The sequence below is a fragment of the uncultured Alistipes sp. genome (assembly GCF_963931675.1).
Taxonomy (GTDB): Bacteria; Bacteroidota; Bacteroidia; order Bacteroidales; family Rikenellaceae; genus Alistipes.
This window is the reverse complement of record NZ_OZ007039.1, coordinates 3,253,973-3,278,664: the sequence shown is the minus strand read 5'-3', so window position 1 is coordinate 3,278,664 and position 24,692 is coordinate 3,253,973. Positions and strand designations below refer to the sequence as shown.

The 24,692-nt window shown below is 60.4% G+C and carries 19 protein-coding genes; 11 read left to right on the top strand and 8 right to left on the bottom strand.

Annotation, left to right across the window (positions count from 1 at the left end; all coding sequences use genetic code 11):
- Positions 1 to 55: 55 nt before the first annotated feature.
- The 4 genes from ABGT65_RS13995 to ABGT65_RS13980 all read right to left on the bottom strand — a co-directional run bounded on the left by ABGT65_RS13995 (position 56) and on the right by ABGT65_RS13980 (position 4,329).
- Positions 56 to 1,015, bottom strand: a complete 960-nt coding sequence (locus ABGT65_RS13995; RefSeq protein ID WP_057327246.1) for a hypothetical protein — start codon at positions 1,013 to 1,015, stop codon at positions 56 to 58.
- Between the two features lie 821 nt (positions 1,016 to 1,836).
- Complete coding sequence (locus ABGT65_RS13990; protein WP_346702989.1) at positions 1,837 to 2,631, bottom strand: gluconate 5-dehydrogenase; 795 nt, start codon at positions 2,629 to 2,631, stop codon at positions 1,837 to 1,839.
- A 30-nt stretch (positions 2,632 to 2,661) separates the two neighbouring features.
- A complete protein-coding gene (gene kduI / locus ABGT65_RS13985; protein WP_346702988.1) occupies positions 2,662 to 3,504 on the bottom strand; it encodes a 5-dehydro-4-deoxy-D-glucuronate isomerase in 843 nt (280 codons plus the stop codon).
- Between the two features lie 153 nt (positions 3,505 to 3,657).
- The gene (locus ABGT65_RS13980; protein WP_346702987.1) at positions 3,658 to 4,329 is read right to left on the bottom strand and encodes an XRE family transcriptional regulator; all 672 of its coding nucleotides are present in this window, start codon (positions 4,327 to 4,329) and stop codon (positions 3,658 to 3,660) included.
- Positions 4,330 to 4,470: 141 nt separating this feature from the next.
- On the opposite strand from ABGT65_RS13980, the gene ABGT65_RS13975 reads away from it, so the two are divergent.
- Both ABGT65_RS13975 and terL read left to right on the top strand, forming a co-directional pair.
- Complete coding sequence (locus ABGT65_RS13975; RefSeq protein ID WP_346702986.1) at positions 4,471 to 4,758, top strand: hypothetical protein; 288 nt, start codon at positions 4,471 to 4,473, stop codon at positions 4,756 to 4,758.
- 163 nt (positions 4,759 to 4,921) lie between these two features.
- Complete coding sequence (gene terL, locus ABGT65_RS13970; RefSeq protein ID WP_346702985.1) at positions 4,922 to 6,427, top strand: phage terminase large subunit; 1,506 nt, start codon at positions 4,922 to 4,924, stop codon at positions 6,425 to 6,427.
- 275 nt (positions 6,428 to 6,702) lie between these two features.
- On the opposite strand, the gene ABGT65_RS13965 is transcribed toward terL, so the two are convergent.
- Positions 6,703 to 7,260, bottom strand: a complete 558-nt coding sequence (locus ABGT65_RS13965) for an outer membrane beta-barrel protein (protein ID WP_346702984.1) — start codon at positions 7,258 to 7,260, stop codon at positions 6,703 to 6,705.
- 240 nt (positions 7,261 to 7,500) lie between these two features.
- Positions 7,501 to 8,535: a tRNA (adenosine(37)-N6)-threonylcarbamoyltransferase complex transferase subunit TsaD gene (gene tsaD, locus ABGT65_RS13960; protein WP_346702983.1), complete on the bottom strand. Its 1,035-nt coding sequence runs from the start codon at positions 8,533 to 8,535 to the stop codon at positions 7,501 to 7,503.
- 61 nt (positions 8,536 to 8,596) lie between these two features.
- Between tsaD and ABGT65_RS13955 the strand changes: the two genes are divergently transcribed.
- The 7 genes from ABGT65_RS13955 (at position 8,597) to tpx (ending at position 17,656) form a co-directional block, all read left to right on the top strand.
- Positions 8,597 to 13,288 (top strand): translocation/assembly module TamB domain-containing protein, encoded by a 4,692-nt coding sequence (locus ABGT65_RS13955; protein WP_346702982.1) that lies wholly within the window; start codon positions 8,597 to 8,599, stop codon positions 13,286 to 13,288.
- Between the two features lie 90 nt (positions 13,289 to 13,378).
- Positions 13,379 to 14,053, top strand: a complete 675-nt coding sequence (locus ABGT65_RS13950; RefSeq protein ID WP_346702981.1) for a MotA/TolQ/ExbB proton channel family protein — start codon at positions 13,379 to 13,381, stop codon at positions 14,051 to 14,053.
- Positions 14,054 to 14,059: 6 nt separating this feature from the next.
- Positions 14,060 to 14,464 (top strand): biopolymer transporter ExbD, encoded by a 405-nt coding sequence (locus ABGT65_RS13945; RefSeq protein ID WP_346702980.1) that lies wholly within the window; start codon positions 14,060 to 14,062, stop codon positions 14,462 to 14,464.
- On the top strand, positions 14,465 to 15,301 hold the full coding sequence (locus ABGT65_RS13940) for a TonB family protein (protein WP_346702979.1): 837 nt from the start codon (positions 14,465 to 14,467) through the stop codon (positions 15,299 to 15,301).
- 13 nt (positions 15,302 to 15,314) lie between these two features.
- A complete protein-coding gene (locus ABGT65_RS13935) occupies positions 15,315 to 15,755 on the top strand; it encodes a DUF1573 domain-containing protein (protein WP_346702978.1) in 441 nt (146 codons plus the stop codon).
- Positions 15,756 to 15,780: 25 nt separating this feature from the next.
- Positions 15,781 to 17,094 carry an amidohydrolase gene (locus ABGT65_RS13930; RefSeq protein ID WP_346702977.1) on the top strand — a complete coding sequence of 438 codons (1,314 nt, stop codon included), beginning with the start codon at positions 15,781 to 15,783 and terminating at the stop codon, positions 17,092 to 17,094.
- A gap of 52 nt (positions 17,095 to 17,146) precedes the next feature.
- Entirely contained in the window at positions 17,147 to 17,656 is a 510-nt protein-coding gene (tpx, locus tag ABGT65_RS13925; RefSeq protein ID WP_300257586.1) for a thiol peroxidase, read from the top strand.
- Positions 17,657 to 17,852: 196 nt separating this feature from the next.
- Here the strand turns inward: tpx and ABGT65_RS13920 are convergent, their stop codons facing one another.
- Entirely contained in the window at positions 17,853 to 19,889 is a 2,037-nt protein-coding gene (locus ABGT65_RS13920) for an alpha-amylase family glycosyl hydrolase (protein WP_346703103.1), read from the bottom strand.
- 179 nt (positions 19,890 to 20,068) lie between these two features.
- On the opposite strand from ABGT65_RS13920, the gene ABGT65_RS13915 reads away from it, so the two are divergent.
- Both ABGT65_RS13915 and ABGT65_RS13910 read left to right on the top strand, forming a co-directional pair.
- Positions 20,069 to 21,568, top strand: coding sequence for a peptide MFS transporter (locus tag ABGT65_RS13915; protein ID WP_346702976.1), 1,500 nt, complete (start codon positions 20,069 to 20,071; stop codon positions 21,566 to 21,568).
- Between the two features lie 166 nt (positions 21,569 to 21,734).
- On the top strand, positions 21,735 to 22,361 hold the full coding sequence (locus tag ABGT65_RS13910) for a TetR/AcrR family transcriptional regulator (protein ID WP_346702975.1): 627 nt from the start codon (positions 21,735 to 21,737) through the stop codon (positions 22,359 to 22,361).
- A gap of 321 nt (positions 22,362 to 22,682) precedes the next feature.
- Here ABGT65_RS13910 and ABGT65_RS13905 read toward each other — a convergent pair whose 3' ends face one another.
- Positions 22,683 to 24,677 carry a glycoside hydrolase family 97 protein gene (locus ABGT65_RS13905; RefSeq protein WP_346702974.1) on the bottom strand — a complete coding sequence of 665 codons (1,995 nt, stop codon included), beginning with the start codon at positions 24,675 to 24,677 and terminating at the stop codon, positions 22,683 to 22,685.
- Between the last annotated feature and the right edge of the window lie 15 nt (positions 24,678 to 24,692).

Below are 24,692 nucleotides of genomic sequence, written 5' to 3'. Positions count from 1 at the left end.
ACGAAAGACACCCCGCAGGCAGTACCTACGGAGTGTCATACATATCGTGTGGTCATCAGTTCTCGTCTCTTAGTTTGATTTCATTTAGTCGCAGTCGCTTGAAACAACTCTCTGCTGTTGCACTGTCCTTGAACTTGACATCGATACGACCATTGGCATAGAACTTCATGTTCAAGGCGTTGGTTGTTGTCAGGTCGTACCAACGGGATATATCTACATTACGGGTGTCAAGCCCCATAATCATCTCGATACTGCCACAGAGTACATCATCTGCACCGAAAGCAATGCCTTCGCAGAACTGGCTCACCTTACGGTCAGAGTCATATTCGAAGTCATATTCCTTGTAATACTGATAATGGATAGAATCCCAAGTAACAATGTCGGGGAAGATGATTTTATCCTTCTTCAGTTCAGGCTTCACCTTGCTCCAGCAAGAAGGTCTGACAGTTTGCAAGAAGCGTTTGATAAGTTCTTCCTCGGCAGTATCTCGGAAACTCTTGCCTCCGAGATGTTCGATAACCACATCTACATAGGTGTTATATACAGGTCGAAAGTCTATCGGGAGAGTCTTCTCATCAATCTTTGGAGCTTCAACAGAGACACTGTAGGTGTTATTGAAATAGCCGATGATGCGGTTGATAAAGTTTCTGATAGCGTTATGACGGCTATCCACCAACTCATTGATGTTCTTGAAAGGAGTAAACTCGTGATGGGTATAATCCTTCTCGTCATTATTGTAGCGATAGTGGAGGTCATAGCTGCTTGTGGTAATCTTACCGTTCGGCTCGTGCTTGAGTTTGATTTTACCCTCATATTTTTCGGCTTCTCTCTTGAAGATGTTGTACCACCAGGCAATCTGGTCGAGCGTCTTGTAAAGCTCGTCCTGCTGATTCTGGCAATAGATACGGTCTTGCTCCGTAATCTTCTCTTCGTTTCTCACTTGTACCTTCAAGATACCTGATAGCAGGTCGGTGTGACCTGTTGCTTGACTGTTGTTTAATACTGCTTGTGACATAACATTATATATTTTTTGTTAGTCCGGCTATTCGGGGCCGGAGTTCCCAAACTACAGGCTCTAAAAGGTCGTGTTCTCGTCAGGCAAGGTTGTGTGGAAAAATACAGAAAGCCCCACGGGGCGAGGATGATTTTTCCACGACACCCGCAGGGCTTGACCTTGCTTGGACGAAAAGAACACGAGTTACCTTTGCCTGTGGTTTGGTGAACTCGGCTACGAATCTGTTATGTCATTATCTTTATCACATAGATAGTTTTTAAGGTACGGATTCTTATAATTGGAGAAAAAATCGTATCTTTGCACTTAGAAAAGAGTTATTTGAAAAGCATGAGGAATATAGTGTAATAAAACAAGTTAGCAATTTCTTATCCATTGCCCATTCTCATGCAAGTTCTTCTTAATGGTTTGATACTCAAAGAATCTTAATCAAACTACATCAAATATAGGAAATAAATTTGCAAAACGTTCTTTCTCGGGTGTATTTTTCGGCGTTTCGGGCCGTTTGAATGCGGCCTTCGGGTGGATTTTGCTTAAAGAGTGTGATTTCTAATGGCTTTTGAATGGTTTTTTGTAATGGGGGATGATGAAAAATATTTCGATCCGGAGGTACTGCGAGTTATTAAATTTTTTTGCGAACCGATTTGGGAAACCGCCCCTCTGGGAAAGGGGTACTATGGGCGAGGGACCTTTGCGGGGTTCCCTGGCCCTGCCCCCCCGTCCTTCCCATACCCCCCCCCTGTGCGACAACGAAAAAGGCTGTCTCCCAGTCAGAGACAGCCTTTTCCGATTTCGGGCTGCGGCCTCTCACGGCCCCCCCCCGATTACTGCGGCTGCTTGCCGATGTAGGCCAGAATGCCGCCGTCGACGTAGAGGATGTGGCCGTTTACGAAGTCCGAAGCCTCCGATGCGAGGAAGACGGCCGGACCCATCAGGTCTTCGGGCGTACCCCAGCGTGCAGCGGGCGTCTTGGCCACGATGAACGAATCGAACGGGTGGCGCGATCCGTCCGGCTGGCGCTCGCGCAGCGGCGCGGTCTGCGGGGTGGCGATGTAGCCCGGGCCGATGCCGTTGCACTGGATGTTGTACTCGCCGTACTCGGACGCGATGTTGCGGGTGAGCATCTTCAGACCGCCCTTTGCTGCGGCGTAGGCCGAAACGGTCTCACGGCCGAGTTCGGACATCATCGAGCAGATGTTGATGATCTTTCCGTGCCCCTTCTTGATCATCGAGGGGATGACGGCCTTCGAGACGATGAACGGACCGTTGAGGTCGATGTCGATCACCTGGCGGAAATCCTTGGCGCTCATCTCGACCATCGGGATGCGCTTGATGATTCCGGCGTTGTTGACGAGGATGTCGATCACGCCGACCTCTTTTTCGATCTGGGCGACCATGGCGTTGACCTGCTCTTCGTTCGTTACGTCGCAGACGTATCCTTTGGCGTCGATACCCTCCTCCTTGTAGGCGGCGAGGCCTTTGTCGACGAGTTCCTGTTTGATGTCGTTGAAGACGATCTTGGCGCCCTGGCGGGCGAATGCGGTAGCCAGCGCGAACCCGATTCCGTAGGAGGCGCCCGTTACGAGGGCAACCTTACCTTCCAGTGAAAAGTTTACCATGTTTTATTAGGTATTAGTTGGATATGTTTATTATTTCAAATCGGTAATTTTCGAGAAATCCTGGTCTCCGTAGTCGAGGTTCTCACCGCCCATACCCCAGATGAAGGTGTAGTTGTGGGTAGCCGCGGCGCTGTGGATCGACCATTCGGGCGAGAGGACGGCCTGATCGCCCTTCATCCAGATGTGACGGGTCTCGTCGACCTGTCCCATGAGGTGGCAGACGGCGTGCTCCTCGGGGACTTCGAAATAGAAGTAGGCCTCCATGCGGCGGGAGTGTACGTGAGCGGGCATGGTGTTCCAGACGCTGCCGGGGAGGAGTTCGGTCATACCCATCTGGAGCTGGCAGGTCGGGAGCACCTGGCTGACGAGCATCTTGTTGATGTTTCGGTCGTTCGATCCTTCGAGCGAGCCCATGTGCGCAACGACGGCCTCGGCCTTGGTGACCTTCTTGTCGGGATAGGAGCAGTGGGCCGTGGTGGAGTTGAAGTAGAACTTGGCGGGGTTCTTGGGGTCCTTGCTTGCGAAGGTGACCTCACGGTCTCCGGCCCCGAGGTAGAGGGCTTCCTTGTAGTCGAGGTCGAAGGCTTTGTCTCCGGAAGTTACGACGCCGGGTCCTCCGACGTTGAAGATACCCAGCTCGCGGCGGGTCAGGAAGTAGGGTGCCTTGAGCGGGTCGATCGCTTCGAGGCGGAGGGTTTCGTGGACGGGCATGGCGCCGCCGACGATCATGCGGTCGTACATCGAATAGACCATGTTGACTTCATCGGCCGAGAATACCTTTTCGATGAGGAAGTCGCGGCGCAGCCGGGCCGTGTCGTAATGCTTGGCATCTTCGGGATGCGCAGCATAGCGGATTTCGTAATTGGTTTTCATGTGATGTATTGAAAATTAATATATTGTGTCTGTTTCCGGTGAAATTGGGCTGCCTTTTTGAAATTGGCAAACCAATTTCGATCCTTGCAAAGATAATAAAAAAAACGGAATTGTACGATACGGAACCGAAATAATTTACAGGAGATTTCGGGGTCAGCGGATGGAATTCATGCGGATGCTGGCCTTGACGAGTGCGAGGGCGCGGATCCGGGCGATTTCGACCTCCTTGTCGGCATGGTGGGGGTTCTGGCTGACGAGCTTCACATATCCGGGCCGTTCGGATTTCTGGATGTACTTTACGGTGATGTACTCTTCGCCGTCGATGTCGATCGAGAGGAGGTACATGTCGCCCCAGAAGATGTCTTCGATGTTTTTGAGTTGTTTGTAGAGGACGATGTCGCCGCTTTTGAGCAGGGGGTACATCGAGTCTCCGACGATGTAGATGGCCCCGTCGCACTTCGGGAGGTTGGGGATGTGGATGAAGTTGACGGGTTTCTGCTGTTGCCGGTCGGTGAAGAGGGGGACGAGTCCTGCCGTTCCCTCGATGGAGTAGAGGGGGACGCTCTGCAGGGGGAGTGAATTGTCCGTGCGGTGCATGTAGGCGGTCAGGTCGGGTTCGGCGTTGAACATCTCCCCGACGCCGGATTCGAGCCATTCGGGATTGACGTTCAATTCCTGAACCAGAATGTTCCGGTTCCGGGTCGAGAGTCCGGCCTTTCCGGTCTCGATCATCGAGAGGGCGGCTTTTCCGATTCCAAGGCGTTGTGCCAGTTGTTCTTGCGTCATCCCGAGCTGCTTCCGTATCAGTTTTACCCGTTCGTTCATGGCATTCGATCAAAAAAAATGATATAAAATATTTGAACTTTATTGCACAAAATACAAATTTTGAACTTATCTTTGTCTCTGCAAAGTTAAACAATTTATTTTTCTTCTGCAAAGTAATTTTGCAAAAAACCTTTGTATTCAATGATGTATTCGGTATCAACGGAACTTTACCTTGAAGTGGCGTCGCGCCTGCGGGATGCGATCGGCGACGGGAGTTACTTTTCCGGGACGTTGACCTTCGATTTCGGCGAGGTGGCGTGCCGCCTGACGGCCTCGGTGATCGTCTGCCGGGAGCGGGTCCGCTATCCGGAGGGTGATCGGGACGAGATTTCGGATCTGGTTCCGGTCTGGTGGGAGTTCCACACCTCGGATGACGGGGGTGAGTTCCTGAACGACTTTTCGTTCTCCGATCTGCGGTCCTTTCTCTGACCGCTTTCGGGTGGCGGTCCGCGATGCGGCCGTCACAGGGCTCCGGCTCTTCCTTCCCGGGTGCGGCGCCACCCTCCGGAGCCTGTTTTCAGTTTCCATCGGCCGGGGATCCGCCCGTCGCGGCGCCGCCAGCACCGGGTTTCCGGCCCCAAATTCCAACCCAATGGCTAAAACAACCGAATCGATCTCTGCGGGAAACGCTCCCGCAGAGATTTTCGTACCCGACATCGGGGAACTGGCCTTTCCGGCCGCACCGCCATCCCCTCCGGCATTTTCGGAGTTTGCACTCGGGGTCTACCCGTTTCTCGAACTGCAACCCTTCCACCGGGTCTACTACCGGGTGCTGGAGGCCTTTGCCGAGGGGCGGATCCGGCGTCTGATCGTGACGATGCCGCCGCAGCACGGCAAGAGCGTCGGGGCGACGACCCTGCTTCCGGCCTACCTGTTGGGGCTGGATCCCGACCTGCGGGTGGCGATCGCCTCCTATTCGGGGTCGCTGGCCTCGAAATTCAACCGCCGGGTGCAGCGCATTCTCGACTCGCGCGAATACGGGACCTTCTTCCCGGAGACCTGCATCAAGCAGGGGACCAAACCGCCGGGCTATATCCGCACATCGGAGGAGGTCGAGATTATCGGCCGCCGGGGCGGTCTGCTGTCGGTCGGCCGCGAGGGCTCGCTGACGGGCAACCGCGTGGACTGCTTTATTTTGGACGACTTATATAAAGATGCGCTTGAAGCCAATTCGCCGCTCGTGCGGGCCAACTGCTGGGAGTGGTACACCTCGGTGGTGCGGACGCGGATGCACAACGCCTCGCGCGAACTGATCGTCTTCACGCGGTGGCACGAGGAGGATCTGATCGGGACGCTGCTGCGCCGCGAGCCGGTCGAGGAGCTGCACGCATGGTCGCAGATGGAGCGTCCGCTGGCGGAGGGGTGGCTGCACCTGAACTTCGAGGCGCTGAAGGGCTCGCCGCCCACGGAGCTCGACCCGCGTCAGCCGGGCGAGGCGTTGTGGGAGGCGCAGCAGGGTGCGACGCTGCTGGCGGCCAAGCGGCGGCTGGACCCCGTGCAGTTCGAGGCGATGTACCAGGGCCACCCGACCGTCCGCGAGGGGCTGCTCTACGGCCTGAACTTCACGGAGTACGACGACCTGCCGCGCGAGATCGTGCGCCGGGCCAACTACACCGATACGGCCGACACGGGCGACGACTACCTGTGTTCGATCTCCTATGCGGTGGATGCCGACGGGCTGATCTACGTGACGGATGCCGTCTATTCGCGGGCGTCGATGGAGGAGACCGAGCCGCTGGTGGGGGATCTGCTCGTGCGGTCGGGGGTGCGTCAGGCGCTGATCGAGAGCAACAACGGCGGGCGGGGTTTTGCCCGGGCGGTGCAGGCACTGGCGCGGGACGTGCGGGTGGAGTGGTTCCACCAGAGCGGCAACAAGGAGGCGCGGATCCTCTCGAATGCCGCCACGGCCCTGCATCTGGTGCGCTGGCCGCGGGGCTGGAACCTCCGCTGGCCCGATCTCTACGCCCATCTGACGACCTATCGGCGGCGGTTCCGGGCGAATCGCTGGCACGATGCGGCGGATGTCGTGACGGGGATTGTCGAGCGGGAGTTTTCGGATCGCAGCCGCAAGCGCCTCCGCGGGGTGCACTTTTCGTGAGGACCCCTTTTCGTGAGGAACCGCTTCCGGACTCCTGTTCGGCATTTGCTTCTCCTTGCTGGCCCTCCCTCGCTGGCCCCGTTCCTGGCCCCGTTCCTGGCCCCGTTCCTGGCCCCGTTCCTGGCCCCGTTCCTGGCCCTTTCTCCCGGTCCTTTCTCCCGGCCCCGTTTCTCCCGGTCCGGTGCCTTCCCTCTCTTCACGAAAACACCCCTGTCGGATGCTCCGGCAGGGGTGTCTGGCGCTATGAGGACCGCAGGGTGCGGGCCGACTCGGGCTTAGAAGTAGAACTTGAAGCCGACGGTGGGGTTGATGCCGAGCTGGAATGCCACGTCGTTGCTGGTTGCATTCTCTCCCGAGAACGACAGCGTGGTATAATCGAGCGACATGAGATTCAGCGAAAGGCTCCATTTGGCAGAATGGCGGTATTCGAAGGCCCCGAATTTGAATTCGGAATCGAGTCCGACGCCGGAGACTCCGTCGAAGGAGGCGTATGCGAATCCCAGTCCGATTTCCGGGACATAGTAGATTCGATCGCATACCTTGACGTAGTAGGCGACATTGGGACCGATGGTTACCGTGTGGGTGGTCCTGCCCTCCAGCGGCGCGATGCTGTATCCGAGCGATCCGCCGACCCGGAGGTTGTCACGGACGAAGTATCCGAACTCCGGAGCGATCCGGAAGTAGGTCTGGGATGTGGAGGTCTCATCGGCGCTGAAGGACGACGTGGAGACGCCGAGGATTCCGCCGACATACATTTCGCCCTTGTTCTGGGCCGAGACGATGGTGCACGATGCAATGGCAAACAGTGCGCAGGCGAGGAGCTTTTTCATCATGGAGTCAGGGTTTGAAGTTTGTATTGGAATATTTCTGCCAAAAATAGAGAATTGCCGGAATTTGTGCAACTTTTCCGGTTGTAAATTTTTCGGGAACAGAGCGATGAACGGCTGTTGCACGCTGGCCCCCGGTTCCGAAAAAGAGGCGTCCCGCCCCCGCCCGCCCGAGGCCAGAAGCCCCGCTGCCGTCCGGAGGAGTTGTTTGATCTGCATGGTGTTGTCGGTTTTGATTTTGCGGGATTATTCGGCGTGCTGGAGCTCTTCGAGACGGGCCACGGGCGAGACGTCGAGCGAGGAGAATTCACCCTGCTGGTAGCGGTAGTAACCGGCCATGGCGATCATCGCGGCGTTGTCGGTCGTGAACTTGAACTCCGGGAGGAAGGTTCTCCAGCCGCGGCGGCGTCCCGTCCCGACAATGCCGTTGCGCAGCCCGGAGTTGGCCGAGACGCCGCCGGCGATGGCGATGTCGCGGATGCCGGTCTCCTTCGAGGCGCGGATCAGCTTGTCGAGCAGGATCTCGACGATGGTCGACTGCAGCGAGGCGCAGAGGTCGGCCTTGTGGCGTTCGATGAAGTCGGGGTCCTGGGCCACGGCGTCGCGCAACATGTAGAGAAACGAGGTCTTCAGTCCGGAGAACGAGTAGTCGTACCCCTCGACCCGGGGGTGTGCGAAGTGGAAGGCCTTGGGGTCGCCCTCCCTGGCCAGCCGGTCGATTACCGGGCCGCCCGGGTAGGGGAGCCCCATGACCTTGGCGCACTTGTCGAAGGCTTCGCCCGCGGCGTCGTCGATCGTCGTGCCGATGATCTGCATGTCGAGCGGGGAGTCCACGCGCACGATCTGCGTATGCCCGCCGCTGACGAGCAGGCACAGGAACGGGAAGTCGGGGTGGGGCAGCGTACGGTCCGGGAGGTCGATGAAGTGGGAGAGGATGTGCCCCTGGAGGTGGTTGACCTCGACCATCGGGATGTTGCGGGCGATGGAGAGGCCCTTGGTGAACGACACGCCCACGAGCAGCGACCCGACGAGTCCGGGGCCGCGCGTGAAGGCGATAGCGTCGATGTCGGAGGCCGTGAGCCCGGCGTCGCGCAGGGCGGTATCCACCACGGGAATGATGTTCTGCTGGTGGGCGCGGGAAGCCAGTTCGGGAATCACGCCGCCGTATTTGACGTGCACGGCCTGGGAGGCGATGACGTTCGAGAGCAGGACGTGGTTGCGCAGGACGGCCGCCGAGGTGTCGTCGCACGAGGATTCGATGCCGAGAATTGTAATATCCATCCGGTTTTTCGCTGTTATTTTAACTATTTTCGCTAACTTTGCCAGTTATAACGGTGTTCCGATGCGCAAAGGTATAAAAATATTGGGAATGGTGTTCTCGGCGGCGGTGTTGTTGCTGATAATTCTTCCCTTGGGCGTGTCGCTGCTGCTCGACATCCGGCGGGTGCAGAACTTCGTGGTCGACCGGCTCGCGGAGGCGGTTTCGGAGCACCTGCAGACCACCGTTTCGATCGACCGCGTGGATATAGGGCTCTTTTCGAAGATCCGTGTCGACGGCTTCTATGTCGAGGATTATGAGCGCGATACGCTGCTCTATGTGGGACACCTGGATGCCTACGTCACGCGGTTCGGCCTGTTGGGCGGAGGGCTGGAGTTCAGCCGCGGCACGATCGCCGATGCCAGGCTCTACCTGCGCCAGACCCCCTCGGGGGAGATGAACATCAAGCAGGTCGTCGAGCGCATCTCGAACCCCGACCGCCCGAAAAAGGGGAATTTCCGGCTGGCGTTCCGGAAGGCCTCGGTCGAGGGGATGGACCTCTGCCTGGAGCGCCTCGACCGCCGCGACCCGGAGTTCGGGATCGACTTCTCGCACATGCACCTCTACGACCTGGCGGCCTTCGTCGAGGACTTCACCATCGACGGGCAGGCGATCTATACCTCGATCGAGCGGCTTTCGGCCCGCGAGCGGAGCGGTTTCGAACTGGAACGCCTCTCGGGCCGTTTCTACATGTCGCAGGGCTGCCTCGGGTTCGAGGACACCGAAATCCTCACGCGCAACTCCGCCATCCATATTCCCTACATTTCGCTCGTGGGCAACTCCTGGGACGAGTACAGGGATTTCGTCGGGCGGGTGCGCATCGACGCTGCGGTGCGGGATTCGCGGGTTTCGAGCGACGACATCGCCTGGTTCGCACCCCGCCTGCGGGAGTGGCACCTGACCTTTGACGACGCCGATCTCGAACTCACGGGGCAGGTTGCCGACTTTACGGGCCGGATCCGAAGCCTCACGCTGTGCGACAGCACGACCCTCGTGGCGGATATTGCCATGAAGGGGCTTCCGGATATCCGGAAGACGCATTTCGATCTGGATGTTTCGCACCTGCGCTCCTCGGCGGGGGCCCTCGACCGGATTGCGCTCGGCATCACCGGGCGGCATCTCCCGGAGCGTGTGGTCGGCATCGTTTCGAATTCCGGGCGGATTGATCTCAGCGGCCGTTTCGAGGGGAGCCTGTCGTCGTTCGGGTTGCAGTCCCGGATTGCCACCGGGATCGGCGAACTGACCTGCGATCTGTCGATGCGGCCGCTCAAGCAGGGGCTGAGCAGCATCCGGGGCGGCGTCGAGACCCGCCGTTTCCGCCTGGGCGAACTGCTCGACCGCCGAGACCTGCTGGGCGAAGCCTCGCTTACGGCCCGGGTCGACGGCATGATCGGGCGGGGGATTGCCGATGCCAACATCGTGGGCGATGTCTCGAACTTGAGCTTCAACGGCTATGTCTACGATTCGCTGCGCCTTGCGGGTCGCCTGCGCAACCGCGAATTCGACGGCCTGATCACGGCCCGGGACCCGAACCTCGGGTTCAACTTCTTCGGCAAGGTCGATCTCAACGATTCGGTGCCGCGTTACGACTTCACGCTGGATCTGAAACACGCCGATCTGGCCAAACTCCATATCAACCAACGCGATTCGGTGTCGCGGCTCTCGGCCTTCCTCGAGGCCCATGCCGGGGGGCGCTCGCTCGACGATCTGAACGGCCGGATCCGGATCACCGACGCCCGCTACCGCTACAACGACAAGGAGGTCACGGCCTCGGAGATCGACGTGCGGGGCGAGAACTCGGCCGACAGCAAGTTCGTCGAACTGCGTTCGGACTTCGCCGATGCGACGTTCCGCTCGAAAACCAGCTACCGCACCGTGTTCGAATACCTGCGGCGCAGTGCCTGGCGCTACCTTCCTATTCTGGGGCGTGCCGATCCGGGGCTGGACTCGCTGGGGCGCAAGACCGCCGTGGCGAACGACTTTTCGCTGCTGTCGGTCAACATCCGCAACTTCAACCCCGTGGCGGATGCCGTGGCGGCCGGGCTCCAGATTGCCGACGGTTCGTCGTTGCAGCTGCTCTTCAACCCGGCGAGCGACCAGCTCTCGCTCAAGGCTTCGTCGGAGTATGTCGAACGGCGTCGGATGCTCGCCACGCGCCTTTCGGTCAACGCCTCGAACCGCGGGGATTCGCTCGTGCTCTACGCCTCGGCCGAGGACCTCTATGCGGGGGTGTTGCATCTGCCGCAGTTGTCGCTGACGGGCGGGGCACGCCAGGGCCGGGTACAGGTGACGGCCGGGTTTACCGATACGGTGCGCCGGACTTCGGGACTCGTGGGGTTCCGGGCCGGCGTGGCTGACGAAAACGGCCCCAACGGACGCCTCGTGGAGTTGCATATCCAGCCTTCGCACATCACCCGCGGGTCGAAAACCTGGCAGATCTTCACCCGGAAGATCCTGATCGATACGGCCCGGGTGACGATCGACCGCTTCCTGGTGATGAACGACCAGCAGGAGCTGCTGCTCGACGGCGTGGCTTCGCGCAGCCGGGAGGATTCGCTCTCGCTGCGGCTGCAGAACTTCGACCTTTCGCCCTTCACACAGGTCGCCGAACGCATGGGTTACTATGTCGAGGGCCGCACGAACGGTTCGGCGATGATGAAATCGGTCCTGAAGGGGGCGGAGGTGACGGCCGACATCCTGCTCGACAGCGTGGAGGTCAACGATATTCCGGCCCCTCCGATGCGCCTGGCGTCGCGTTGGGACTTCGCCCGGAACCGGGCGGGGGTGACGGTGACCGACCGTGTGAAGCGCGATACGCTGATCCGGGGTTTCTACGCGCCGGTGCGGAACCGCTACTATGCCCGGATGCGTGTCGACAGCCTCGACATGGGGCTTCTGGACCCGATTCTTTCGGGGGTGATCTCCTCGACCCGGGGGGTGGCGTCGGCCGATCTGGTGCTGCAGGGTCAGGGCCGCATGGCCGATCTGGGGGGTGAGATCCGCGTGCGGGACCTCCGCACGACGGTCGACTACACGCGCGTGAGCTACTCGATGCCCGAAGCGGTGCTCACGGTCCGGAACAACCGCTTCCAGGCGTCGAACGTGCCGATTTTCGACCCGAAGGGCAACCGCGGGCGGTTCGATCTTGACCTGAGCCTGCAGCATCTTTCGAATATCTCCTACGATGTGCGGGTTGCGCCGCAGCGGATGCTGGTGCTGAATACCACGGCCGAGGACAACGACCTCTTCTACGGCGAGGTCTACGCCTCGGGGCTGGCCCGCATCCGGGGTGACAAGGGTTCGGTCGACATGCAGATCACGGCCTCGACGGACGGGAATTCGACCTTCGTGATGCCGCTGTCGAGCAAGTCGAACATTTCGAGTGCGGATTTCGTGGTCTTCGTGCAACCGGAGAAGGTCGACACGCTGGACGACGTGGCGCGCCGCAAACTCTCGTTCGAACGGCGCCGCCGCACGGAATTCAATGCCGGGAGCCGGATGAACATCGACATGGCTTTGGACGTGCGGCCCGATGCGGAGGTGGAGCTGGACGTGGCGGGCAATACGGTGCGGGGCCGCGGTGCCGGGGCGCTGAACCTGCAGATCAACCCCCGGGACAACGTCTTCATGATCAACGGCGACTATACGATCGAGGAGGGGAGTTTCATGCTCTCGCTGCAGCAGATCATCAACAAGCGCTTCACGATCGAAAGCGGGTCGTCGATCCAGTGGACGGGTTCGCCGATGAACGCCCTGCTGGACATCGATGCGGTGTACAAGGTGAAGGCGTCGCTGCAGCCGCTGCTGCAGGGCACGTCGGAGAATCTGGGCGGGGACCGTTCGGTTCCGGTGGAGTGTGTGATCCACCTCGGGGATTTTCTGTCGAATCCGAGCATCGCCTTCGACGTCCGGGTTCCGGGTTCGGACCCCGAGACTGCGGCGGTGGTCTCCAGTGCGCTGTCGACGCCCGAGACGGTCGACACGCAGTTCCTCTACCTGCTGCTCTTCAACAGCTTCATGTCCGAGGGTACGACGCAGGATACGTCGAATATCGGCAGTTCGGTTTCGGCGGCCACCGGTCTGGAGTTCGTGTCGAACATGGTGAGCAACTGGCTCTCGTCGTCGGACTACAACGTGGTGATCCGCTACCGCCCGAAATCGGAACTGACGAGCGACGAGGTGGATTTCGGGCTCTCGAAGAGTCTGATCAACAACCGGTTGTTCGTGGAGATCGAGGGCAACTACCTGATCGACAACAAGGAGGTGGTGAACAACAACTCGTCGATGTCGAACTTCATGGGCGAGGCGTATATTACGTACCTGATCGACCGGGCCGGGACGCTGAAACTGAAGGCCTTCACGCAGACGATCGACCGTTTTGACGAAAACCAGGGTCTGCAGGAGACCGGCATCGGAGTCTATTTCAAGGAGGATTTCGACAATCTGCGGGACCTGCGGGACCGGATCCGGGACCGTTTCACGAACAAGTTGCGCAAGGCGCGGCGTCAGGCGCGGCGCCAGGCCCGGGAGGCTGAGAAGGCGGAGGCGGAGGCCAGGAAGGCTGCGGAACGCTCCGCCGGGGAAACGCCCGGGAAGCCGTCGCTCTTCGATGGAGGGGAGGAGGTTTACGAGGAGACTGCGGCCGGGCCGGGCGTTCCGCGGAGCGACGGCCCCGACGGCCCCGACGAACTCCGTCCTGATCCCGGCGAGGTTTGAAAAAGGCCCGGCGAGATTCGAAAAACACGAAAAGCTTGGAAAAAGGTAAAACTTATATTATAGAAAACACTAAATTTACAGAAAAAGGTTATGACAACATTTTTGCAGGCTGCCGAAACGGTGGCCGTCAGTGAGGAGGCCCGGATGGGCTTGTGGGAGCTGTTTACCAAGGGAGGCTGGCTGATGTGGCCGTTGCTGGCATTGGGCGGCGTGACGATCTTCATTTTTGTGGAGCGCTTCCTGGCCATCCGCAAGGCGTCGGTGCTGGACATGAACTTCATGAACCGCATCCGGGACTATATCTCCGACGGGAAGATCTCCACGGCCGTCAATTTGTGCAAGAAGACCGACACGCCGATTGCGCGGATGATCGAGAAGGGTATCGAGCGTATCGGCCGACCGATGAGCGACGTGCAGACGGCCATCGAGAACGTGGCGAACCTCGAAGTCTCGAAGTTGGAGAACGGACTTCCGTTCCTGGCGACGATTGCCGGCGGCGCTCCGATGCTGGGTTTCCTCGGCACGGTGCTGGGTATGGTGCAGACCTTCATGGACATGTCGGCGGCGGGCGGTACGGTCGACCTGGCGCTGCTCGCAAGCGGCATGTACGTGGCGATGGTGACGACCGTCGGCGGTCTGGTCGTCGGTATCCCGGCCTATTTCGGCTACAACTACCTGGTGGCCCGCATCGAGAAACTCGTCTTCCAGATGGAGGCCAACTCGATCGCCTTCATGGATATTCTGAATCAACCCGTTCAAAAGTAGCGCGTTATGGCAATCAAACACGGATCGAAAGTCGAGAAATCGTTCTCGGCGTCGTCGATGACCGACCTGATGTTCCTGCTGCTGCTGTTTCTGCTGATCGCCACGACGCTGATCAACCCGAATGCCCTGAAGCTGATGTTGCCGAAGAGCTCGAACCAGTTGAAGGACAAGGCGATGACGACGGTTTCGGTGCAGGATACGGGCGGCAGGTACCGCTATTACGTGGAGTTGCAGGAGGTGGGTTCGATCGAGGGCGTGGAGCGTGCGCTGAAGGCGCGTCTCGACGGCCAGAAGGACGCTACGGTATCGCTGCACTGCGACAAGTCGGTGGCCGTCGACGAGGTGGTCAAGGTGATGAACATCGCCAAGGACAATAACTACAAACTCATATTGGCAACCAATCCCCGGTAGTTGGATGCAAGGGCGGACCGCCCGGCCGATGTCGCGGCCTGCGGGTTCGGTTGCAGGGCCGATCCGCCCCTGAATCCCCTCCGGGACGGGGCTTCGGGCCGCATCGCGGCCAGGATATGGCGTCCGGTTGCCGGTAAAAAGATGCTTATGTATTATTATGACCCTGATCATAAATCACCCCGCCGGTGGGCGATGATTGCGGCGGCGGCCTACGGGGTGCTGCTGGCGGGTTCGTTCGCGCTGGTGTCGTTCGACTTCTCGCCGGCGCTGGAGAAACCCGGGGATACGATCCTCGTGGACTTTACCGAACCTCCCGTCGTGGAGCCACCGAAGCCGCCGGTGAAGGTGGCTACGGAGCCGCGTGTGCACGACGAGGCCGCACCCGTGGAGCAGGTGGCCCAGGCCGCGGGCAAGGACGAGGTGACGCAGACCCCGAACCCGAAGGCGCTCTTCAAGATGAACCGGGGCGGGGCGGACGAACCCGACAACGCCGGGAACCCGCGGGCCCCGGAGGGGGAGGAGAAGGCCTCCGGAAAGGGCCCGGGGCTGAATCCCGACGGCCTGGACCAGCTCGACAAGGGGCTGCAGGGCCGCGGACTGGTGGGCGACCTGCCGCGCCCGGCCTATCCCGGCGGGAAGAGCGGCAAGGTGGTGATCCGTGTGACGGTGGATGCCCGGGGGCATGTGACGGGCGCCTCCTACGAACCGGTGGGTTCCACGACGGATGCCTCGGAGTTGATCGAGGCGGCGCGTGCCGCGGCCCTGAAGGCGCGCTTCACGGAGAGCCGGGCAACGGTGCAGGGCGGAACGATCACCTATGTTTTCAGGTTGAATTAGCGATTTCGGAGGTATGAAGAAGATATTGTCGACACTTCTGGGCGGTCTGCTCCTCACGGGAGCCTATGCCGGAAAACCGGCGGCGGACGAAAAGGGTGCACACCTGCGGCTGGAGGAGACCTCGTGGGATTTCGGCGACGTGCCGCGCCGCGGCGGCGATCTGGTCCACGAGTTCCGGTTCGTGAACGACGGGACCACGCCGCTGGTGATCCTGCGGGTCGTCACGTCGTGTTCGTGTCTGAAGGCTTCGTTTTCGAAGCGTCCGGTGGCTCCGGCCGACTCGGGGGTGATCCGCATCGTCTACGAACCGCACAAGAGCGAACCGGGAACCTTCAACAAGGTGATCCAGATCTACTCGAATTCGGTCGACGGGCGGGACATCCTCACCGTCCAGGGCAACTCCATCGACGGGGAGATGCCCCGCAAGGCCCGGAACGACCGGATGAAACAATAAGTCACAAACAAGTACCAATCGATTTATGACGCTTCTATTTTCTAATGCTACGGTTTTGCCGATGACCGATCCGTGCGACGCTTCCCGGACCCTGACGGGTTGGGTGGGGGTTGTCGGAAACCGGGTGGCGCTGGTCACCGCCTCGGCGGACGATGCTGCGGCGTTCCGTGCGGCACATCCCGGCCTGCGCGAGATCGACTGCCGCGGGCGGCTGGTCATGCCGGGGCTCGTCAACACCCACTGCCATGCCGGGATGACGCTCCAGCGCAGCTACGCCGACGACATACCGCTCATGTCGTGGCTCAACGACTATATCTGGCCCTTCGAATCGCGACAGACGCCCGACGACGTGGCGCTGGGCATGACGCTCGGGATCGTCGAGATGCTGCTGGGCGGCGTGACGTCGTTCGTGGACATGTACTATTTCCAGGATCGCTGCGTGGAGGTGGCCGAACGGCTGGGGATCCGTGCCGTGCTGGGCTGCAACTATTTCGATACGAACATCGACGAGGTTTTCCCGCAGGTGGAGTGGGCTGTCGGGCTGGCTGCCGCAGGTAGCGGGCGGGTGCGGATCGCCGTGGCGCCCCATTCGCCCTATACGGTCTCGCCGGAGAACCTCGTGCGGGGCAAGGAGCTGGCCGACCGTTACGGGCTCGGGATGATGACCCATATCGCCGAGACGCGCGACGAGTTGCGCATCGTGCGCGAACGCTACGGCCGCACGCCGGTCGGGCACCTCGATGCGCTGGGGCTGCTGACCCCGCACACGATCGGAGCCCACTGCGTCCACGTCACGGAGTCCGACATCGAGACGCTGGCGGCGCGGGGCGTGACCGTGTCGCACAACCCGCAGAGCAACATGAAGATTTCGAGCGGCGTGGCTCCGGTGGAGGCGCTGCGCCGGGCCGGGGCACTGGTGACGGTGGCCACGGACGGCACCTGCTCGAACAACGACCTGGACATGTGGGAGGAGTTGCGCACGGCGGCGTTCCTGCAGAAGTCCGCCACGGGCGACCCGACGGCACTTCCGGCGTGGGAGGCGCTGCGCATGGCCACGGCCAACGGCGCCCGGGCCATGGGGTATGCGGACGGCGAACTGGGTGTGCTGCGCGAAGGCGCGCTGGCGGACCTGATTGTCGTGGACCTGCAGAAACCCCACCTGCAGCCGATTCACGACGTGGTTTCGAACCTGGTCTACTGCGGCAAGGCCGCGGACGTGGAGACGGTGGTGGTCGACGGCCGGATCGTCGTCGAGGGGCGCCGGATTGCGGGCGTGGACCTGCCCTCGCTTTACGGAGAGGTTGCCGAGGCGGTGCGCCGGATCACGACGGCCGGATGATGCTTCGGCACCGGATTTGTGGTTGGAACACGTTGTTAATCTTACGAAAACTATGGAATATCAGGTGACTTTCGGCGGCAAGCCCGTGAGGCTGCTCGGCCGGCATTGCGCAGTGGGGGAGAAAGCCCCCTCGTTTACGCTCGTCGACGGATCGCTGCAATGCGTACCGTCGGACCGTTTCCACGGCAAGGTGCGTATTTACAGCATCTTCCCGTCGGTCGACACTCCGGTTTGCTCGTTGCAGAACATCCGTTTCAACCGGGATGCCGCCCGGTTGGGCGACGATGTGGTCGTGCTGTCGATCTCGGTGGACCTGCCCTTTGCGCAGAAGCGTTTCTGCGCCGCGGAGGGCATCGACCGCGTACACGTTCTTTCGGACTATCGCGAACTGGATTTCGGATTGAAGTATGGTTTCGTGCTGGAAGGTTTCCGGCTGCTGGCCCGCGGGGTGGTGGTCGTCGACCGTGACGATACGGTGCGTTACGTGGAGTATGTCCCGGAGGTTTCGCACGAACCCGACTATGAGCAGGCGCTCTCCGTGGTGCGTTCGCTGATGAAATAGCCTTCCCGGAGCCGGTTGCCGGAGAAATAGCCGGATGGTTCCGGAAAATGAAGAGCGAGACCTTGAAAAAGGTCCCGCTCTTTCTCTTATTCTCCATTTCCCATTCTCTTATTCTCTATTCTCTCATTTTCCATTCTCCATTCTCCATTCTCCATTCTCCATTCTCCATTCTCCCCTCCCTCCTCGCTTTACAGGGCTACCGCTTGCGGAGGTAGACCGTTGCGGTGCGCGAGGTGTTGTAGATACGGATCCGCGGGTACTTGTTCCCGGCCTCGTCCTCGACATTGAACGAGAAGTGCTCGGAATCCATCGCCTGGCGCTCCTGGCCGCCGAACCGCTTCTCGTCGGTGGAGAGGACCGGCACGTACTTGCCCGGCCCCTGCACCGGCAGCTCGTAGTCGGGAATCGAGGCCGTGGGGTGCCAGTTGAAGACGAAGAGCAGCCGCCCGTGCGAGAAGACCATCGTCTTGTTCTGCTCGTCCATCAGCAGGTTCCAGGCGTAGCCGTCGGCCAGCACCTTGTACTTCTTGATGAGGCGGATCATCGCGCGGTCGAAATCCCCGAGCCAGACGTACCGCAGAAACCCGTTTCGGGCGAGCGACCACTGGCGCCGGGCGTGGGCATAGCTCCACCCGTTGCCTTCGCGCGGGAAGTCGATCCACTCGGGATGCCCGAACTCGTTGCCCATGAAGTTGAGGTAGGCCTGCCCGCCCGTGGAGATGGTCATCAGGCGGATCATCTTGTGCAGGGCCATGCCGCGGTCGATGATGAGGCTTTCGGAGGCGCGGTCCATGTGGAAGTACATCTCCTTGTCCATCAGCCGGAAGGCGATGGTCTTGTCGCCGACGAGCGCCTGGTCGTGCGACTCGGCGTAGGCCACGGTCTTGACGTCGGGCAGACGGTCGGTCATTACGGACCACATCTCCCAGATGTTCCAGTCCTCGTCGGGGACATCCTTCAGCAGCTTGATCCAGAAGTCGGGGATGGCCATGCCGAGGCGGTAGTCGAAGCCGATGCCTCCGTCGTCGAGGGGGATGCACATCCCGGGCATTCCGCTGACGTCCTCGGCGATGGTGACGGCCGCGGGGCGGAATTCGTGGACGAGCCGGTTGGCGAGCGAGAGGTAGGTAATGGCATCCTCGTTGACCCCCTCGTCGAAGAAGCGCTCGCGGGTGTCGAACGGGACGTAGCCGTGGTGGTGGTAGATCATCGACGTGACGCCGTCGAAGCGGAAACCGTCGAAGTGGTACTCGTCGAGCCAGTATTTGACGTTCGACAACAGGAAGTGCTGGACCTCCTCCTTTCCGTAGTCGAAGAGTTTCGAATCCCAGTAGGGCTGGTTTCCGGCCTCGCCGGGTTTCGAGTAGAGGTGGTCGGTTCCGTCGAGTTCGTTGATCCCCTCGTTGAGGTTCTTGACGTAGTGGGCGTGCACGAGGTCCATGATGACGGCCAGTCCGAGTTCGTGGGCGCGTCGGATCAGCTCCTTCAGCTCCTCGGGGGTCCCGCAGCGCGACGTGGGGGCGAAGAAACTCGACACGTGGTATCCGAACGACCCGTAGTAGGGGTGCTCGGCAATGGCCATGAGCTGCACGGCGTTGTATCCGTCGCGCTTGATGATCGGGAGGATCTTCTCGGTGAATTCGCGGTAGGTGCCGACCCCTTCGCGCTCCTGGGCCATGCCGACGTGGGCCTCGTAGATCAGCAGGCTCCCGTTCTTCGAGGCGTCGAAGTTGTCGCCGCGCCAGTCGAAGGGCTCGGCGGGCTGCCAGAACTGCGCGGTGTAGTTCTTGGTCGCGTCGTCCTGGACCACGCGGCGGGCGTAGGCCGGGATGCGGTCCATCCATCCGTTGTCGCCGTGGACGTGGATCTTGTAGAGCGATCCGTGGGTAAGGCGGCCGCGGTACATCGCCGCGGGGAAGAAGGCGCTCCAGACGCCCGCGGCATCGCGGTGCATTCGGATTTCGGTGCGCTGCCAGTTGTTGAAGTCGCCGAAGACGTAGACGTCCTGCGCCCCGGGGAGCCATTCGCGGAGCCACCATCCGTCGAGCGTGTCGTCCCACTGCCAGCCGAAATAGCGGTACCCGTTGGCGTAGTCGACGATCGATCCGGCGGCGTGTTCGATGGCCTCCATTTTGGCTTCGTAACGGGCGTGTCGGCGGTTCATCTGCTCCTCGACGGGCCGGAGCCACTCGTCGCGTTCGACGATCGGGAGCCTTTTATCGGTTTTTTCCATGTCCATGACGGCATTTTTTCATCAAAGGGGTTGAAGCCGGGACCGGCGGTTGCAAAAAAAGGCGGATATAGCCCTGAATTTTGCTGCGGTGCATCCCGTTTCTTACAAATATATGAAAAATTTTTCTATCTTTGTCGACGAACAAAAACAAACCATTCACCTAATATTAAAATTTTACCATGCTCAAACAACCTAAAGGCCTGATTGCCGCGGCACTCGCCAACACGGGTGAACGTTTCGGCTTCTACACGATGATGGCCATTCTGACGCTGTTCCTGATGTCGAAGTTCGGCATCGACGGGGAGCAGGCCGGAAAGATCTATTCGTTCTTCTACACTTCGATCTACATTCTGGCGCTTGTGGGCGGTCTGATTGCCGACCGGCTGCGCAACTACAAGGGTACGATCATCGCCGGAATCGTGGTCATGACCGCGGGTTACGTGGTGCTGATGATGCCGTCGATCTCGTCGAAGGCCATGGTGATCGGCGCCCTGATGGTGATTGCTTTCGGTAACGGACTCTTCAAGGGCAACCTCCAGGCGCTGGTGGGTCAGCTCTACGATAACGAGAAATATGCCAAACTGCGCGATACGGGCTTCCAGATCTTCTACATGTTCATCAACATCGGCGCGATGTTCGCACCGTTCGCCGCGGTGGGCGTGCGCAACTGGTGGCTCCGTACGCAGGGTTACCTCTACAATTCGGACCTCTCGTCGCTCTGCCATCAGTATATCGACGGAACGATGAGCGCCGACGTGGCTCAGGGACGTTTCAGCGAACTGGCGGCCGAAGTGAGCCTGAACGGCGCACCGGCCGATCTGGGCGCCTTTGCTTCGAGCTACCTCGATGCCTTCAACACGGGCTTCCACTACGCCTTCGGCGTGGCTATCGTGGCGCTGCTCTTCTCGCTGGTGATCTTCCTGGCCAACAAGAAGAAACTGCCCGATCCGGAGGTTGCCGCCGCCGGCAGGAAGACCCCCTCGAAGGCCGAAATCCAGCAGGATGCCCGCGAGATCAAACAACGCCTCTACGCCCTGTTCGCCGTCTTCGCCATCGTGATCTTCTTCTGGTTCTCGTTCCACCAGAACGGTCTGACGCTGACGCTCTTCGCGCAGGACTATACGCGTCTGGAGATCTTCGGAATGCCCATTACGGCCGAGATTTTCCAGTCGGCCAACCCCTTCTGCGTGGTCTTCCTCACGCCGATCGTCATCGCGCTCTTCTCGTGGCTGCGTAACCGCGGCAAGGAGCCCTCGACGCCGATGAAGATCGCCATCGGCATGGGTATTGCCGCCTTTGCCTACGTGTTGATGGCCGTCGGTTCGCTCGGGCTTCCGAAATTGGCCGAGGTGCAGGCTCAGGGAGGTCTGGCCGTTGCTGACCGGGTGACGCCGTGGCTGCTGGTTGCCACCTATCTGATTCTGACCATCGCCGAACTCTTCATCTCGCCGCTGGGTCTGTCGTTCGTTTCGAAGGTGGCTCCCCACAAGCTGCAGGGTCTGATGCAGGGCTGCTGGCTCGGAGCTACGGCTCTCGGAAACGGACTGCTCTTCATCGGCCCGATCCTCTACAAGCGGATCTCGATCTCCGCCACGTGGAGTATCTTCGTAATCGTCTGCGCCGTCTCGATGATCGCCATGCTGGCCATGGTCAAGTGGCTGGAGCGTGTGACGAAGTAGTCGCACCCTCGTTCGGCCGAAGAATCTTTGAGCCCCTTTATGCCGCCCCGGAAAGACTCCGGGGCGGCTTTTTTGTTTCCGGGCGGCCGATCGGCGTCATAAACCGGAAAACTTTTTTTGTTTTTCAGGTTTTCTTGTTATATTTGTTTTATTAACACCGAAATCCATGACTCAGAAAGAACGGATCATAGCACAAGCCATGCGGATGTTCGTCTCGCAGGGCATCAAGTCGGTGCGCATGGACGACATCGCACAACAGTTGGGGGTTTCGAAACGGACGCTCTACGAACTTTTCGGCGACAAGGAGAGCCTGCTCTACCTTGCGATGGAGCACTTTTTCGAGTGCAAGCGAGTCGAGCGTGCGGCGGCGAGTGCCGGGGCCCGGAACGTCCTCGAAGCGATCTTCATGGTCCTGGGCTGCATGATGGATGACTCGGAGCTGATCCGCCGCCTGCTGGGCAACCTGCGGAAGTTCTACCCGGCGGTACACGGGCGCCTGTTGCGCGAGGGCTCCGTGAAGAGCCGCCGTGACATGCAGGAGATGCTCGAAAAGGGGATTGCCGACGGTCTGTTCGTGCGGACGATCAACATCGATCTGGCCATTACGGTGCTCTATTATACGGTGTCGGCTGTCACCGACCGCAAGGACATGTACCTGCCCGAAGGGATGAGCGAACGCCAGGCCTTCGTGCAGATTGTGAGTACCTTTTTCCGGGGGATCTCGACCGCCGAGGGGATGCGGCTCATCGACGAGTGTCTGGAGCGTTATGATCCGGCCCGGCCCGGAAATTGACCCGGTGAGGGTGTCGCATTGAAAAAACACCGGAAGAGACTTATGAAAGGACTTTTGCGTATGGCCTGTTGGGTCGTCGGGCTACCGGACGCTGAAGGTGAACGACACGCAGCGGGCCGCGCCCCTCATGGAGGCGTTCCGTGCGATGGATGCCGCCACGAAGATGCAGGGTTCTACTGGAGTATCGAAGGGGGATCTTGAGCCTTCCTCTCTCTCCACCCTTTCCACCCCTCTCCTTCCTTTCCGTTCCTCTCCGCCCTCTTGAAAAAGGCCCCCGCACAGTCAGGTGCGGGGGCCCTTTCGTGGGAAGGATTCCGGACGCTATTCGGCCTCGACCTTCAGGGTGAAGCCGCCTCCGGGTGCGAGATGCACCTCGAAGGGGCGGGAGGTATCGATCCGGAGCTCCTCGCGCCGGTAGTCCGAGGCCTTGCGGTCGGCATTCACGCCGTCGCGGAAGAGCTCTGCGGGACGGGTTCCGCCGAGGAACGAAAGGTCGACCTTCAGGTCGCGGGGCGTCCAGTCGGTGATTCCTCCGATGTACCACGTGGAGCCCTTGCGGCGAGCGGTGACGATGTACTCGCCGATCTCACCCGCGAGGATGCGGGTTTCGTCCCAGACGGTCGGGATTGCGGCGATGAAGTGCGTGCACTCCATCTCCTTGAGGTAATTGGTCGGGGAGTCGCAGAGCATGTTGAGCGGGGAGTCCAGCACGATGTAGAGTCCGAGCTGGTGGCAGCGGGTTCCCTGGCTCATGGGTTCCGAATTCGAGGGGTGGTAGTTCCGGCGCGCGGCGTTGATCATCGCCCCCTGGGTGTAGTCCATCGGCCCTGCGACCTGGCGGATGAAGGGGAGTTGGGTGTCGTATTTCACCTGGTCGAGGGATGCGGGGCTCCATTTGAGCTGTTCGAGGCCGTGCACGCCCTCGAAGTTGAGGACATTGGGCCAGGTGCGGTTCAGCCCGGCGGGCTTGTGTGTTCCGTGGAAGTCGATCAGAAGCCGGTATTTCGCGGCAGTGGCGGCGGCGCGGTGGTTGAAGGCGGTCATCTGCTGGTCGTCGCGGTCCATGAAGTCGACCTTGAATCCCTTGACGCCCATCTCGGCGTAGTGGCGGCAGACGCGCTCCATGTCGCGGTCGAAGGCGTAATACCCGGCCCAGAGGATGATCCCGACGTTGCGGGCGGCTCCGTACTCGACGAGTTCGCGCAGGTCGATCTCCGGCACGACCTGCATCAGGTCGGCCTGGAGGTTGACGGCCCATCCTTCGTCGAGAATGACGTATTCGATGCCGTTCGCTGCGGCAAAATCGATGTAGTATTTGTAGGTGGCATTGTTGATGCCGGTGCGGAAGTCGACGCCGGCGAGGTTCCAGTTGTTCCACCACTCCCAGGCGACCTTTCCGGGCCGGATCCACGACGTGTCGTCGATTTTCGAGGGTGCGGCGAGCAGGTAGCTCAGGTTCGAGGCGGCAAGCTGCGTGTCGCTGCCCACGACGGCCATGCGCCACGGGAAGCTCCGCGGAGCGGAGACCTCGGCGATGTATCCCTTCCGTTCCCGGACGACCATCTGCAACTGGTTGTGCCCGCCCTGTTCGAGCCGGTCGGGGCAGGGGGCGAACATCCCCGTCAGGCGGTTCCCACCGTCGGCCTTGCGGAGATAGAGCCCGGGATAGTCGCAGAGGTCGCTCTCCGAGAGGCAGATTTTCACGCCCTGCCCGGCATCGACCACGAGGGGCAGGAAGGCCAGACGTCCGGGGTTGAGCTGCGAGAGCGGGGCTACCGTATAGATGTTTTCGAATGAATTGAAATACTGGCTGTCCCAGTCACCGTCCTTGCCCGATCGCACATAGGGGACCGTAGCCTGGAAATCCTCGGGGAAGCGGTATTCGACGCACTCGTTCACGACGTGGAAGGGTTTGCGGGCGTTGCTCACGAAGCGGTAGGCCACGCCGTCGTCATAGGCGCGGAACTCCACGCTCCAGTCGCCCTTCATGCGGAGCGTCAAGGCGTTGTAGTTCTCGCGGATCGAATCGGCGCGGTAGAAGGGCGAGGCGATCCACCGGTCGGCGCTCGTGCGGGAGGCTTTGGCCACGCGGGGTGCGGTACCCCACACGGCGCCGTTGTCGAGCGTCATGGCTACGGGCGAGGCCTCCAGCAGCGTGCGTCCGTCGCGGACGATGTCGTAGGTCAACTCCTCTCCGGCCGCAACGGTCGTCTGCAGCCGTCCGTCGGGTGAGGCGAGGGTGTAGGTTTTCCGGGGCTGGGCCTGGGTTGCGGTGGCCAGCAGCAGCGCCGCGGCGAGCAAAATCGGTGTTTTCATTCGTTATGCGTTTGG